Raw genomic sequence first — 14151 nt, 5'->3', positions numbered from 1 at the left:
CGGGGGAGGGTCATCCCTTCACTGCGCCGGCGGTCAGGCCCGCGGCCATCTTCCGCTGGACGACGAGGAACAGCGCGATGATCGGCAGCGAGAGCATGGTGGAGCCGGCCATCATGGGGGCGAACTCGGTGCCGTTCTTGGTGATGAAGTTGCTGAGCCAGACGGTCGCGGTCTGGTTCTGCTGGCTCATGAGCATCAGCGCGTAGAGGTACTCGTTCCACGCCTGGATGAACCCGTACACGGAGGTGGCCACCATGCCCGGTGCCAGCAGCGGGAAGACCACCCGCAGGAAGGCGCCGGTCGGGGTGCAGCCGTCGACCATGGCCGCCTCCTCCAGCTCCTTCGGGATGTTCACGATGAAGCCGCGCAGCGTCCACACGGTGAAGGGCAGGATGAAGGTGAGGTACGTGATGATCAGGCCGGTGAGCTTGTCGTACTGACCGAGGTCGTTGAGCAGCAGGAAGACCGGGATGATCATCGCGACGAGGGGGACCATCTGGACGGCGAGGATGCCGACGATGACCACCTTGCGACCGCGGAAGGCGAAGCGGGAGATGGCCAGGGCGGCGAGCATGCCGACCAGGATGCCGATGACCACGACGACCACGGAGACGACCAGCGAGCGGCCGACGGGGCCCCAGAAGTCGTTGATGTCCAGGGCCCGGCGGAAGTTGTCCAGGGTCCAGGTGGTCGGGAAGAAGTGCGGGTTCGGGTCGATCGCGTCCTTGGCGGGCTTGAACGCGGTGTTCAGCATCCAGTAGACGGGGAAGCCGGCCGTGACGAAGACGAGGAGGCCGAGGAGGTTCCAGCCGAGCTTCGACTTCTTGAAGCCCTTGCCCTTGCGGCGTGCGACGGACGGGGTCGCGGTGGTCGGGGTCACTCCACCTCTCCGATCTTGAGCATCTGGCGCATGTACGCGGCGACGACGCCGAGCAGGAGCAGGACGGTCACGAGCGCGATGGCCGAACCGCCGGAGTAGTCGTTGACCACGAACGCCTGCTGGTACGAGTAGGTCGTGAGCAGCTGGAACTCGGCCTCGGGGTTGCCGTTGCGCATCACGAAGACCTGCGGGAAGACGCCCATGTCCCAGATCACCGAGAGGGTGGTCAGCATGACGATGATCGGCTTCAGGATGGGCAGGGTCACGTGGCGGAAGACGCCCCAGGCCCCGGCGCCGTCGAGGCGGGCGGCCTCTTCGAGCTCCTTGGGGACCTGCGTGAGGCCGGCGCTGAGGGTGATGACCACGAAGGGCACCGCGCCCCAGACCACGAGGAGCATGATCACGGCGAGGCCCTGGGGGCCGCTGGCGAACCAGTTGTGGCCGATCATGTCCACGCCGGGCAGCTTGCTCATCAGGTAGTTGAGGACGCCGTAGTCCGCGTCGAACAGCCACTTGAAGATGGCGGTGGCGACCAGGATCGGCATGCCCCAGCTGGCGACGAGCGCGACGTTGATGAGGGTCTTGACCCAGCCGGAGACCCGCTGGAGGAGCAGGGCGATGGCCATGCCCAGGACCATGGTGAGGACGACCGCGCCGACCGTGAAGAGCACGGTGCGCAGGACCACGGACCAGAAGACCCCGTCGGTGAGGATCTTGCTGAAGTTCTCGAAGCCGACCCATTCGGCTTCCTTGAAGCCCCACAGCTCGGACTTGCCGAAGCTCTGGAACGAGAGGGACACCAGTCTGTAGAGCGGATATCCCATGACCAGCACGATGACCAGCAGGCAGGGGGCCAACAGCAGCCACGGTGTGGCCGCGGTCCCCTTGCGGCCGCTCCGGGCCGCCTTGCCCGCTCTCCCTGTGTCCGTCCCCGGGGACGGAGTCTTCTGCGCGGGTGGCAGATCGGCGGTGGTTGTCTGTGCGGCACTCATCGCGCGCTCCTCAGGGGTCCCTCTCTTGTACGGGCAGCAGGGCCCCGCCGGAAGCGGCGGGGCCCTGCCCACTCAGGTCACTTGGTGTTGATGACCTTGTCGATGGCGGCGTCGGCGGCCTTGGCGGCGTCCTCGACGGACTTCTTGCCGTTGCCGATCTCGACGAGCATCGTCTGGAGGACCTTGGCCTTCTCGATCTGGCCCCAGCCGGGAGCGGTGGGGACGAACCAGGAGGACTCGGCGGCGGTGGCCGCGACCTGGGTCTTCGGGTCGGCCTTCAGCGGACCGAGGTCCGTCTTGTTGTTCGGGAGGTTGCCCTTGGCGATCAGGCCGGCCTGGCCCTTGGCACCGGTGAAGGCGTTGATCCACTCGCCGGCCACGTCCTGCGCGTCGGACTTGGACGGGATCGCCAGGTCCGAACCGCCGAGGAAGACGGGGAGGTTCTTGCCGTTCGGGCCGGGCATCACGAAGTTCTCGAGCTTGTCGGCGAGCTTGCCGACCTTGTCGTTCTCCGGGGTGGCCGAGGTGGCGCCTTCCCAGGCGGCGGCGAAGATCGCGGCGGCGTTGCCCTGGCCGAAGACGACCGGGCGGTCGGCCTCGTCCTTGGTCTTGTCGCCGTGCATGTACTTGTCGAGGATCTCCTTGTACTGCTTGAGACCCTTGAGCGACTCGGGGGAGGACAGGGAGCCCTTCCACTGGCCGCCCTCGTTCTTCGCGATGGCGCCGCCGGCGTCGTAGACGAAGGACATCGCCGCGTACCAGTCCGGCGAGGGCTGGTACCAGGCGCTGAACTTGTCGCCCTTCTTCTTCTGGATGGCGTCGAGGGCGCCGGTCAGCTCGGCCCAGGTCTTCGGGGCGGCCTTCACGCCCGCCTCGGCGGCGACGTCCTTGCGCCAGGTGCCCACGCGGCCACCGGCGTAGTAGGGGACACCGTAGGTCTTGCCGTCGTAGGTGACCGACTCCTTGAGCGCGTCGAGCCACGCGGCGGAGTTGTCGAACTTCGTCGGGTCCACCTCGGCGAAGGCGCCGGTGGACATGTAGCCGATCATCTCGGAGTTGCCCATCTCGACGACGTCGGGGGCCTTGTCCGTGGCGAGGACCGCGTCCAGCTTGGCGTTCTTGTCCGGCCAGCCGTAGTACTCGTGGTTGATCTTGATGCCGGGGTACTTCGCGACGATCGCGTCGTCGGCGGCCTTGACGAGGTCGGGCCAGTTGTTCTGGGCGTCGACCGTCAGCCAGACGGTGAGCTCCTTGGCGGCCTTCGGCTTGTCGCCGCCCTCGTTCTTCTTGTCGCCGTCGGAGCCCCCACAGGCCGCCAGACCGATCACCATGCCCGCGACACCGATCGCCGCGATGAGCTTGCGCTTCACGCCACCCTCCTCAGGGATGCCTGCACTCCCCCTGCCCGCCGACCGACATACGCCAAGTACTGCCCGTGGGGCCGGGATCTGATCCATATTGGTTTAGACCAGTAGCCTGGAGCTTGGCCTAGACCTTTGGGGGTGTCAAGGGTCTAATAAACGAGGTGTCAGTCCGTTATCGGACCGACACCTCAGGGAGGGGCGAGGTCCGTGCTCCGGCCCATGTCACGATGTGACCGCACACAACGGAGGAGCCGGTGACGGCAACGAGACTGGAGTCGGGAAGGCGGGCGGCGATGGCCACCGAAGGGGCGCTCACGGAACCGGAGAGCGGGGCAGCCACTCGAACCGCGCGCGTGCCCAAGTACTACCGGCTCAAGCGGCATTTGCTCGATATGACCGAAACGCTCCCCCCGGGCACCCCCGTGCCCCCGGAGCGCACACTGGCTGCCGAATTCGACACCTCGCGCACCACCGTCCGACAGGCCCTTCAGGAGCTGGTGGTCGAGGGACGACTGGAGAGGATCCAGGGCAAGGGCACCTTCGTGGCCAAGCCCAAGGTCTCCCAGCCGCTCCAACTGTCCTCCTACACCGAGGACATGAGGGCCCAGGGCCTGGAGCCCACCTCGCAGCTGCTGGACATCGGCTACGTGACCGCGGACGACACGCTCGCGGGCCTGCTCAAGATCACCACCGGCGGGCGGGTGCTGCGGATCGAGCGGCTCCGACTGGCCAGCGGGGAGCCGATGGCCATCGAGACCACCCATCTGTCCGCGAAGCGGTTCCCGGCCCTGCGCCGCTCGCTCGTCAAGTACACGTCCCTCTACACCGCCCTCGCCGAGGTGTACGACGTCCGCCTCGCCGAGGCCGAGGAGACCATCGAGACCTCGCTCGCCACCCCGCGCGAGGCGGGACTGCTCGGCACCGACGTGGGCCTGCCGATGCTGATGCTCTCCCGACACTCCCTGGACGCCGAGGGCGAACCCGTGGAGTGGGTGCGCTCGGTGTACCGGGGGGACCGGTACAAGTTCGTCGCCCGCCTCCAGCGGCCGGCGGTCTGACCCGGCGGATTCCCCCTCGGATTCCTTCCGAGCCCTCGGCACTCCCGGGCGCTCGGCGCCATTCCCCGGTGTTCCCGGTATCCCGTCCGCATTCCGTGCGACGGTCGCCGCATTCCGTGGAATACGCGCACGCGCGCACGGATGGAACCCGTCCGCGGTTCGAAAGAAGGCCCCGGTTACCCGAAGGTGACCAGTAATTGACCTTCTCGGACCGGAATCCGGACGAGGTCTTACCTCCGGTAGTGAAGTCCCCGTAGATTCCGTGCGCCCAAGCATGTGATCACGAGGGGACGAGGACCATGCCGGAACCAGGATCTAACGGGACAGAACGGGATGTGGCGGGTCCGGCCGATACGGCGGGCCCGCCCTCTCCTTCCGGAGCGCCTCCGGGCCGCATGACCCCCAAGGCGATCGCCGTCTGGGCGCTCGTGGCCCTCGTGGGCGCGGCGGGTTGGGCGGTGCTCGCGCTCTCCCGGGGCGAGGAGGTCTCCGCCGCCTGGCTGTTGGCCGCGGCCCTGGGCTCGTACGCCATCGGCTACCGCTTCTACGCGCGCTTCATCTCCCAGCGAGTGCTGCGCGTGGACAAGACGCGGGCCACCCCCGCCGAACGCCTGGACAACGGGGTGGACTTCCACCCGACCGACCGCCGGGTGCTCTTCGGCCACCACTTCGCCGCCGTCGCGGGCGCCGGGCCGCTGGTCGGACCGGTCCTGGCGGCGCAGATGGGCTATCTGCCGGGCACCATCTGGATCGTGGCGGGCGTGATCTTCGCGGGCGCCGTGCAGGACATGGTCACGCTGTTCTTCTCCACCCGCCGGGACGGGCGCTCCCTGGGGCAGATGGCCCGCGAGGAGATCGGGCCCTTCGGCGGCGCCGCGGCCCTGGTGGCCGTCTTCGCCATCATGATCATCCTGCTCGCGGTGCTGGCGCTGATCATCGTCAACGCCCTCGCCCACTCGCCCTGGGGCGTCTTCTCCATCGGCATGACCATCCCCATCGCGCTGTTCATGGGCGTGTACCTGAGGGTGTTGCGGCCGGGCCGGGTCACCGAGGTGTCCCTGATCGGCGTGGCCCTGCTGCTGCTCGCGATCATCGCGGGCGGCTGGGTCGCCGAGTCCTCCTGGGCGGACTTCTTCACCCTGGAGAAGGAGACCCTGGTCATCTGGATGGTCGTCTACGGCTTCCTGGCCTCCGTGCTGCCGGTGTGGCTGCTGCTGGCGCCCCGCGACTACCTCTCCACCTTCATGAAGGTGGGCACGATCGCACTGCTCGCGGTGGGCGTGGTCCTCGCCATGCCGGTCATGAAGATGCCCGCCGTCACCGATTTCGCGAGCCGCGGGGACGGGCCGGTGTTCGCCGGTTCGATGTTCCCGTTCGTGTTCATCACGATCGCGTGCGGCGCGCTCTCCGGCTTCCACTCCCTGGTCGCTTCGGGCACCACCCCGAAGATGATCCAGAAGGAGACCCAGGTCCGGATGATCGGCTACGGCGCCATGCTGACCGAGTCCTTCGTGGCCGTGATGGCGGTGATCTGCGCCTGCATCATCGAGCCCGGCCTCTTCTTCGCCGTGAACTCCCCGCCGGGCGTGGTCGGCACCACCGTGGAGTCCGCCTCCCAGGCGGTGGCGAATTTCGGCTTCAGCATCTCCCCCGACGCCCTGGCGCAGGCCGCCAAGGACGTGGAGGAGGCCAGCCTGCTCTCCCGTACCGGCGGCGCGCCCACCTTCGCGCTCGGCATGTCGGAGATCTTCTCCTCGGTGTTCGGCGGGGCCTCCATGAAGGCCTTCTGGTACCACTTCGCGATCATGTTCGAGGCGCTGTTCATCCTCACCACCCTCGACGCGGGCACCCGGGTCGGGCGGTTCATGCTCCAGGACACCCTGGGCAACGTCATCAAGCCCTTCAAGCAGATCAGCTGGAAGCCGGGCGTGTGGATCACCAGCGCCGTGGTCGTCGGCGCCTGGGGCTACTTCCTCTGGGTCGGCGTGAAGGACCCGCTGGGCGGCATCAACCAGCTCTTCCCGCTCTTCGGGATCGCGAACCAGCTGCTCGCCGCGGTGGCCCTGGCCGTCTGCACCACGCTGCTGGTGAAGTCGGGCCGGCTGAAGTGGGCCTGGGTGACGGGCGTGCCACTGGTCTGGGACGCCACCGTGACCCTGACGGCGAGCTGGCAGAAGGTGTTCTCCGAGGACCCGCGGGTGGGCTTCTTCGCCCAGCGGGACAAGTTCCAGCAGGGCATCGACTCCGGCGAGGTCCTGGCCCCCGCCAAGACCATGGACGAGATGCACACCGTGGTGACGAACGCCACCGTGGACGGCGTGCTCTCCGCCCTCTTCGCCGTGCTCATCGTCGTCGTCCTGGTGGACGCCGCCCGGGTGTGCGTGCGGGCGGTCCGCCGCCCGGCCACCGTCACCCTCCACGAGGTCCCGTACACCGAGTCGAAGCTCGTCGCCCCGGCCGGATTGTTCGCGACCGCGGAGGAGAAGGCCGAGCTGGCCGCCGCTGCCGCCCGGGACGGCTCCGGCGACGACGGCCGGGTCCGGGAGCCGGTCTCCTGATGGACGCGCGCCGGGCCCTCGGCCGCATCAGGTTCTACGTCCGCGAGTTCTCCGGGGAGGCGGCCTACGACCGCTACGTGGCCCACGCCCGCGGCCACGACCCGACGGCGGAGGTCATGACCCGGCGGGCCTTCGAGCGGGCCCGTACGGACTCCCGGGAAGCCGACCCGCGCGAGGGCTTCCGCTGCTGCTGAGGAGCCCCGCACGCAGGGCCCCGCCGGTCTCACAGCGGGGCCCTGCGGCCTGTCCGGAACCGGAAATCCCTGTGCGGAGAGACAGGAGTTGAAGACTCCGCGTATCGGGCGACACAACATCTAGGGGGTCCCTCACCAAGGGGCCCCCACATGTATGCTTTCCCTCGCTGTCGCCGCAGGGGAATCCGGTGAGAATCCGGAACTGTCCCGCAACGGTGTGAGATGTACCCATCCGTACATCGTGAGTCCGAGGACCTGCCGACAGCCTGCCCGGGTCGTCCGATCCGGGAGACGACACGTCCGGGCCTCGCGGTTGGGCCTGCGGACGCCGTGCGGAGACACGGGCCGGCCTGTCCCGGCCCCGCGTCGCCCTTCCCGCACGCGCGCTCGCAATCCCTCCGCCGCGGCCACCGGGCCGAGGCAGGGAGAGCCCCCACGTGACCATCGCGCCTTCCGCACCGCGCGCCGCGTCCGACCAGCCCGAGACCGCCGCCGAGGGACCCGGTGCCGCGCTGCTGCGCACGCTGACCGCCCTCACCGCGGACCTGCCCGACACCGACCCCGGACGGGTCGCCGCCGCCGCCCTGCGCGGCCGCAGCGCCGACGCGGACGAGGCCGAGCTGCGGGGCCTGGCCACCGAGGCCGCCGCGGGCCTGATCTCCGAGGACCCGGAGTACTCCCGGCTCGCCGCCCGGCTGCTCACGCTCGCCGTGGCCGAGGAGGCCGCCGGACAGGGCGCCGTCTCCTTCTCCGCCTCCGTCGAGACCGGCCACCGCGAGGGCCTGATCGCCGACCGCACCGTCGAGTTCGTCCGCACCCACGCCGTCCGCCTGGACGCCCTGGTGGACCTCGCCCTCGCGGACGGCGCGGACGACCGCTTCGGCTTCTTCGGCCTGCGCACCCTGCACAGCCGCTACCTGCTGCGCCACCCCATCACCCGGCAGGTCATCGAGACCCCGCAGCACTTCATGCTGCGCGTGGCCTGCGGCCTCGCCGAGGACGACAGCCTGCGCGCGGTGGAGGAAGTGGCCTCCCTGTACCGGCTGATGAGCCGCCTGGACTACCTGCCCTCCTCCCCCACCCTGTTCAACTCCGGCACCCGGCACCCGCAGATGTCCTCCTGCTACCTGCTGGACTCCCCGCTGGACGAGCTGGACTCCATCTACGGCCGCTACCACCAGGTGGCCCGCCTCTCCAAGCACGCCGGCGGCATCGGCCTGTCCTACTCCCGCGTCCGCGCCCGCGGTTCCCTGATCCGGGGCACCAACGGCCACTCCAACGGCATCGTGCCGTTCCTGAAGACCCTCGACGCCTCCGTGGCCGCCGTGAACCAGGGCGGCCGCCGCAAGGGCGCCGCCGCCGTCTACCTGGAGACCTGGCACGCCGACATCGAGGAGTTCCTGGAGCTCCGCGACAACACCGGCGAGGACGCCCGCCGCACCCACAACCTGAACCTGGCCCACTGGATCCCCGACGAGTTCATGCGCCGCGTGAACGCCGACGCCGAGTGGTCGCTGTTCTCCCCCTCGGACGTCCCCGAGCTGGTGGACCTGTACGGGGCCGAGTTCGACGCCGCCTACGTCAAGGCCGAGGCCGCGGGCCTGGCCCGCAAGACCATGCCCGCCCGGGACCTGTACGGCCGCATGATGCGCACCCTCGCGCAGACCGGCAACGGCTGGATGACCTTCAAGGACGCCTCCAACCGCACCGCCAACCAGACCGCGCTGCCCGGCCGCGTGGTGCACTCCTCGAACCTCTGCACCGAGATCATCGAGGTCACCGACGACGGCGAGACCGCGGTCTGCAACCTCGGCTCCGTCAACCTGGGCGCCTTCGTCTCCCCCGAGTTCCCCGACGGCATCGACTGGGAGCGCCTGGACGAGACCGTCCGCACCGCCGTGACCTTCCTCGACCGCGTGGTGGACATCAACTTCTACCCGACCGAGCAGGCCGGCCGCTCCAACGCCAAGTGGCGCCCGGTGGGCCTGGGCGCGATGGGCCTCCAGGACGTCTTCTTCAAGCTGCGGCTGCCCTTCGACTCGGAGGAGGCCCGCGCCCTCTCCACCCGGATCGCCGAGCGCATCATGCTCGCCGCCTACGAGGCCTCCGCCGACCTCGCCGAGCGCCACGGTCCCGTCCCCGCCTGGGAGGAGACCCGTACCGCCCAGGGCGTGCTGCACCCCGACCACTACGGCGTGGACCTGAACTGGCCGGAGCGCTGGGCCGCCCTGCGCACCCGGATCGCCGGCGGCGGCCTGCGCAACTCCCTGCTGCTGGCCATCGCCCCGACCGCCACCATCGCCTCCATCGCGGGCGTGTACGAGTGCATCGAGCCGCAGGTGTCCAACCTGTTCAAGCGCGAGACCCTCAGCGGCGAGTTCCTCCAGGTCAACGGCTACCTGGTCGAGGAGCTCAAGAAGCTCGGCGTGTGGGACGCGCAGACCCGCGAGGCCCTGCGCGAGTCCTCCGGCTCCGTCCAGGGCTTCGGCTGGATCCCCGAGGAGACCCGCACCCTGTACCGCACCGCGTGGGAGATCCCGCAGCGCGGCCTCATCGACATGGCGGCGGACCGGACCCCGTTCCTGGACCAGAGCCAGTCGCTGAACCTCTTCCTGGAGACGCCCACCATCGGCAAGCTCAGCTCGATGTACGCGTACGCCTGGAAGAAGGGCCTGAAGACCACGTACTACCTGCGCTCGCGCCCCGCGACCAAGATCGCCCGCGCCGCGTCCGGCTCGGCCGCCGTCCCGGCCTCCGCCACCCCCCTCCCGCAGGCCGTCGACGCCGACGCGCTGGCCTGCTCCCTTGAGAACCCCGAGTCCTGCGAGGCCTGCCAGTAATGAGCTCCACCGACCGGAAGAACCTGCTCGACCCCGGCTTCGAGCTGACCCTGCGCCCGATGCGCTACCCGGACTTCTACGAGCGGTACCGGGACGCCATCAAGAACACCTGGACGGTCGAGGAGGTCGACCTCCACTCCGACGTGGCGGACCTGGCCAAGCTGAGCCCGGCCGAGCAGCACATGATCGGCCGCCTGGTCGCGTTCTTCGCCACCGGCGACTCGATCGTGGCGAACAACCTCGTGCTGACCCTGTACAAGCACATCAACTCCCCGGAGGCGCGCCTGTACCTGTCGCGCCAGCTCTTCGAGGAGGCCGTGCACGTCCAGTTCTACCTGACCCTGCTGGACACCTACCTGCCCGACCCGGAGGACCGCGCGGCGGCCTTCGACGCCGTGGAGAACATCCCCTCCATCCGCGAGAAGGCGCAGTTCTGCTTCCGCTGGATGGACTCGGTGGAGAAGATCGACCAGCTGGAGTCGGCCTCCGACCGCCGCCGCTTCCTGCTGAACCTGATCTGCTTCGCCGCCTGCATCGAGGGCCTGTTCTTCTACGGCGCCTTCGCCTACGTGTACTGGTTCCGCAGCCGCGGTCTGCTGCACGGCCTGGCCACCGGCACCAACTGGGTGTTCCGCGACGAGACCATGCACATGAACTTCGCGTTCGAGGTCGTGGACACCGTCCGCAAGGAGGAGCCCGAGCTCTTCGACGACGCCCTCCAGCAGCAGGTCACCGACATGCTGAAGGAGGCCGTGGAGGCGGAGCTGCAGTTCGGCCGCGACCTGTGCGGCGACGGCCTGCCCGGCATGAACACCGAGTCCATGCGCGAGTACCTCCAGTGCGTGGCCGACCAGCGGCTGGTCCGCCTGGGCTTCGCCCCGGTGTTCGGCTCGGAGAACCCCTTCTCCTTCATGGAGCTCCAGGGCGTCCAGGAACTGACCAACTTCTTCGAGCGCCGTCCCTCCGCCTACCAGGTGGCGGTCGAGGGCACCGTGGACCTCGACGAGGACTTCTAGTCGCGGCTCCGCGTCCGTACGACGAAGGGCCCCGCACCGGATGCGCTCCAGTGCGGGGCCCTTCGCCCCGCATGCCCGCCCCGTACGACGCCCGCGCCGTACGGGGCTCGCGCCGTGCGGCGCCTACGCGTTGGGGACGGTCTCGTAGCGCGGGGTGCCCTCGGCCATCTGCTTGAGGGCGTCCTTGCGGTCGCGCTTGGAGAGGCGGTCGATGTACAGGTAGCCGTACAGGTGGTCCGTCTCGTGCTGGAGGCAGCGGGCGAAGTAGCCGGTGCCCCGGACCTTGATCGGGTTGCCCTCGGCGTCCTGGCCGTGGACCTCGGCGAAGTCCGGCCGGGCCAGGGAGGCGTAGGCCGTCGGGACGGACAGGCAGCCCTCGTTGGAGTCGTCCAGGACCCGACGGTCGGCCGGCAGGTCGACCAGGACCGGGTTGACCACGACACCGGTGTGGCGCACGCCCTCGTCGTCGGGGCAGTCGTAGACGAAGACCTTCTGGTCCACGCCGATCTGGTTCGCGGCCAGGCCCACGCCCTCGGCGGCCTTCTGGCTGGCGAACATGTCGTCGATCAGCCGGGCCAGGTCCTCGCCGAACTCGGTGACGTCCTTGCACTCCTTGTGCAGGACCGGGTTGCCGACGGTGGTGATGGGGCGGGCGGTGCCGCGGCTGCGGTAGGCGAGTTCACGCGCCTCGCAGTCCTCGGTGTCCACGACGTAGCCGTCGTTGACCTCGACGTCGCCGAGCTGCTGGTCCGTCTCCTGCTGCGCCATGTCCGCCGTACGCCCTTCTCAAGTCTTCGATGTGCCCGTACAGAGTACGTGGACCGCTCAGCAGACTTCTTCGAGATCCCGCCACTCGCGGCTGTCCGGGCTGTCCGCCACCCAGCCGTCGAGGAGCCCGCGCACCAGTCCGGGCGGGGCCGCGATCCCGCACTCCCGCTCCGGCACCCACAGGGAGCCCGATCCGGCGGTGCGGTGCCCCAGCGGACCGGGCTGGCCCGGCTCGCTGTGGTCGTGCGGGTCCAGGTGGTCCCCGTCGCCCTCCCCGCTGGGCATGGCGCTCTCCGAGCAGGTGCGGCAGAGCAGCCGCACCGAGGAGGACCAGTCCTCCGCGGCGAACCCGGCGTCGGAGGCGAGCTGCTCCAGGGCGTCCCGGTCGGCCTCGGTCGCCGCTTCCAGCAGCACCACCCAGGTGGGCACCGGCGACGGCGCCCACAGCTCGATCTCGTCGAAGACGGGGTACGAGGGACCGGCCGCGGTGACCCGCTCGCCGTGCGGCACCCCGTCGTGGAGGACCACCTCGCCCCAGCGCCGCCCCGAGGACGGCAACGGGATCGACAGGACCTCCATCCGGGCCGGGTCCAACCGGCGGCCCCACACCACCTCGGCCTCCCCCTCGGGGGAGAGCCGGACGGCCGCGCTGCCCAGCTCCATGCCCACCGGCTCCCCGCCGGAGGCCGCCGCCCCGCGGTCCCCGCCGGGCACCTTCAGCCCGTACGCCTGCCAGGCCCGGCGCGCCAGCGGCCAGTCCTGGAGCGCCGTCGCGGCGATCCCGACGTTCCACCAATCGGGGGCCCCGGTCTCCCGGTCCAACAGCGCCACGGCCCGCAGTCCGGCGGTCCGGGCCTGCTCCCAGTCGTGCCGGAACTTGTGGAGGAGCGCCAGGTTGAACCAGGACTCCGACAGCCACGGCTCCAGATCCGCGGCGCGCGTCAGCAGTGCTCCGGCGTCCTCGTACCGGCCGTCGCCGATCAGCGTGAACGCGCGGTCGGTGGCCTGCCGCCACGAGGCGGAGGGCCGATGCCGTACCTTCCCGAAGATCCTCACGATTCCCGCCTGCCTGGGGGCACCTCCCAGCGGTACTGGGACACGGTGCTGCCTCGCGGACACTCTCACTTCGCATCCAACCATGCCCACTCGGACGGCCGCTCATTACCCGTGGGTCAGACAGGTCCGGAAGCGCCCACTCCGGCACCTTCACGGGGCCCCCGACCGCCCCGCCGCAGCACCCGGGCCAGGGCTTCCACCACTTCCGGCTGGTATTCGTGACCGGTACCGAGCCTGAGCTGTTCGAGAGCGGCCAGTGAGCCGGCCGGGTGCCGGGCCCCGCCCACCAGGTCCTCGTAGGCGTTGGCCGCCCTCACGATCCGGGCCGCGCGGGGCTGGTCCCGATAGGGCTCCGCCTGGCGTTCCACCACCACCGCCACCCGGCGGGGCACCCCGGTGCGCCGGGCCACCTCCCCGCCCAGGGCGGCGATGCGGCGGCGTTCCCCGGCGGGCAGCCCGGCGGTGGCCCCGCCGGGGACGGGGTCCACCAGGGAGAGCTGTCCGATGTCGTGCATGAGGGCCGCGTACTCCAGCACGGTCAGCTCCCGCTCCGGCAGCCCCAGCTCCCGGCCCACCTCCCGGCTCAGGGCGGCCACCCGGCGGGCGTGGCCGGGGCGGGTGTACCCGGCGATCTCGGTGGCCCGGGCCAGGGAGCCGATGGTCTCGTGGCGGGTGGCCCGCACGGCGGCGATCCGGTGGAAGGACAGCTGGGTCAGGAGCAGCGGCACGCAGAGCACGGGCAGGGCCCACAGCCCGGCCCCGGCCACCCCCACGGCCAGCACCGCGCCGGCCGCGTAGACCGCCGGGCCGATCCCGGCGAGCGCCCGCAGCTCCTCGCGGAGCGCGCGGCCGTAGGGCAGACCGGTGCGGGCCGCCGTGGCGAGGGCGGCCAGGACGGCCCCGCACAGCGCGGTGAGACCGAGCACCAGGAGCAGGAAGGGCACCAGGAGCGGGCCGCGGCCGAGGGGGCCCGCCAGGTGCCCTGAGTCGTACAGGGGCTGGAAGCAGAGGGCGGCGAAGGTGACGGTCAGCACCCGCCCGGCCAGGTGGTCCAGCGCCGGTCCGCGGCCGCGGGCCAGGTGCGGGACGACCCCGGCCAGGGTCGCGGCCACCACCACGGCCACCACCTGGAGCACCCCGTGGTGCGTGGGCTGTCCGGCGTTCTGGCCGAGGAGGGCGTAGGCGAGGGCGCCCGCGGAGGCGAGCGGGGCGGGTCTGCGGGTGTCGACGGCCGGGGCCGCCGCCGGGGCGGGGAGCTCCCGGCGGGCCAGTTCCCCGAGGGCGATGAGCAGGCCGAAGGCCAGGGCGGGGCCCGGTTCGGCGGGTCGGTACCAGCAGGTGTGCAGGAGGGCGGCGGCGGCGAGGGTGCCGGCGGCGGCCCGGACCGCGAGCAGGGCGGGGCTCCTCACCGGCCGCTCCCGCCGC

The 14151-nt window shown here is 70.5% G+C and carries 11 protein-coding genes and 1 riboswitch; of the genes, 5 read left to right on the top strand and 6 right to left on the bottom strand.

Features of this window, described 5'->3' with window-relative positions; all coding sequences use genetic code 11:
• Nucleotides 1-10: 10 nt before the first annotated feature.
• The 3 genes from ABTZ17_RS06530 to ABTZ17_RS06520 form a co-directional block, all read right to left on the bottom strand.
• Nucleotides 11-880, bottom strand: coding sequence for a carbohydrate ABC transporter permease (locus tag ABTZ17_RS06530; RefSeq protein ID WP_352194384.1), 870 nt, complete (start codon nt 878-880; stop codon nt 11-13).
• Complete coding sequence (locus ABTZ17_RS06525) at nt 877-1872, bottom strand: carbohydrate ABC transporter permease (RefSeq protein ID WP_352194383.1); 996 nt, start codon at nt 1870-1872, stop codon at nt 877-879. The genes ABTZ17_RS06530 and ABTZ17_RS06525 overlap by 4 nt, the downstream gene beginning before the upstream one ends.
• Nucleotides 1873-1949: 77 nt before the next feature.
• Nucleotides 1950-3242, bottom strand: a complete 1293-nt coding sequence (locus ABTZ17_RS06520) for an extracellular solute-binding protein (RefSeq protein WP_352194382.1) — start codon at nt 3240-3242, stop codon at nt 1950-1952.
• A gap of 287 nt (nt 3243-3529) precedes the next feature.
• On the opposite strand from ABTZ17_RS06520, the gene ABTZ17_RS06515 reads away from it, so the two are divergent.
• The 5 genes from ABTZ17_RS06515 (at nt 3530) to ABTZ17_RS06495 (ending at nt 10902) form a co-directional block, all read left to right on the top strand.
• The gene (locus ABTZ17_RS06515) at nt 3530-4294 is read left to right on the top strand and encodes a GntR family transcriptional regulator (protein WP_352194439.1); all 765 of its coding nucleotides are present in this window, start codon (nt 3530-3532) and stop codon (nt 4292-4294) included.
• 395 nt (nt 4295-4689) lie between these two features.
• Nucleotides 4690-6852, top strand: a complete 2163-nt coding sequence (locus tag ABTZ17_RS06510) for a carbon starvation CstA family protein (RefSeq protein ID WP_352194381.1) — start codon at nt 4690-4692, stop codon at nt 6850-6852.
• Nucleotides 6852-7046, top strand: coding sequence for a YbdD/YjiX family protein (locus ABTZ17_RS06505; protein ID WP_352194380.1), 195 nt, complete (start codon nt 6852-6854; stop codon nt 7044-7046). The genes ABTZ17_RS06510 and ABTZ17_RS06505 overlap by 1 nt, the downstream gene beginning before the upstream one ends.
• A gap of 154 nt (nt 7047-7200) precedes the next feature.
• A riboswitch (cobalamin riboswitch) is annotated at nt 7201-7323 on the top strand.
• 160 nt (nt 7324-7483) lie between these two features.
• On the top strand, nt 7484-9886 hold the full coding sequence (locus tag ABTZ17_RS06500) for a ribonucleoside-diphosphate reductase subunit alpha (protein WP_352194379.1): 2403 nt from the start codon (nt 7484-7486) through the stop codon (nt 9884-9886).
• The gene (locus ABTZ17_RS06495; RefSeq protein ID WP_352194378.1) at nt 9886-10902 is read left to right on the top strand and encodes a ribonucleotide-diphosphate reductase subunit beta; all 1017 of its coding nucleotides are present in this window, start codon (nt 9886-9888) and stop codon (nt 10900-10902) included. The genes ABTZ17_RS06500 and ABTZ17_RS06495 overlap by 1 nt, the downstream gene beginning before the upstream one ends.
• 123 nt (nt 10903-11025) lie before the next feature.
• On the opposite strand, the gene def is transcribed toward ABTZ17_RS06495, so the two are convergent.
• The 3 genes from def to ABTZ17_RS06480 all read right to left on the bottom strand — a co-directional run bounded on the left by def (nt 11026) and on the right by ABTZ17_RS06480 (nt 14135).
• The gene (def, locus tag ABTZ17_RS06490; protein WP_352194377.1) at nt 11026-11670 is read right to left on the bottom strand and encodes a peptide deformylase; all 645 of its coding nucleotides are present in this window, start codon (nt 11668-11670) and stop codon (nt 11026-11028) included.
• A 57-nt stretch (nt 11671-11727) separates the two neighbouring features.
• Complete coding sequence (locus tag ABTZ17_RS06485; protein ID WP_352194376.1) at nt 11728-12726, bottom strand: tetratricopeptide repeat protein; 999 nt, start codon at nt 12724-12726, stop codon at nt 11728-11730.
• 116 nt (nt 12727-12842) lie between these two features.
• Nucleotides 12843-14135, bottom strand: a complete 1293-nt coding sequence (locus ABTZ17_RS06480; protein ID WP_352194438.1) for an HD-GYP domain-containing protein — start codon at nt 14133-14135, stop codon at nt 12843-12845.
• Nucleotides 14136-14151: the final 16 nt, after the last annotated feature.

The organism is Streptomyces sp. NPDC097619 (assembly GCF_040302735.1).
Lineage (GTDB): Bacteria > Actinomycetota > Actinomycetes > Streptomycetales > Streptomycetaceae > Streptomyces.
The sequence above is the reverse complement of the archived record's forward strand: the minus strand, read 5'-3'. Positions and strand labels throughout refer to the sequence as shown.

What these genes read in the sequence shown, in the direction of transcription:
- def (WP_352194377.1), bottom strand. Translation starts at nt 11,670, where the DNA reads ATGGCGCAGCAGGAGACGGACCAGCAGCTCGGCGACGTCGAGGTCAAC.
- ABTZ17_RS06525 (WP_352194383.1), bottom strand. Translation starts at nt 1,872, where the DNA reads ATGAGTGCCGCACAGACAACCACCGCCGATCTGCCACCCGCGCAGAAG.
- ABTZ17_RS06505 (WP_352194380.1), top strand. Translation starts at nt 6,852, where the DNA reads ATGGACGCGCGCCGGGCCCTCGGCCGCATCAGGTTCTACGTCCGCGAG.
- ABTZ17_RS06495 (WP_352194378.1), top strand. Translation starts at nt 9,886, where the DNA reads ATGAGCTCCACCGACCGGAAGAACCTGCTCGACCCCGGCTTCGAGCTG.
- ABTZ17_RS06510 (WP_352194381.1), top strand. Translation starts at nt 4,690, where the DNA reads ATGACCCCCAAGGCGATCGCCGTCTGGGCGCTCGTGGCCCTCGTGGGC.
- ABTZ17_RS06515 (WP_352194439.1), top strand. Translation starts at nt 3,530, where the DNA reads ATGGCCACCGAAGGGGCGCTCACGGAACCGGAGAGCGGGGCAGCCACT.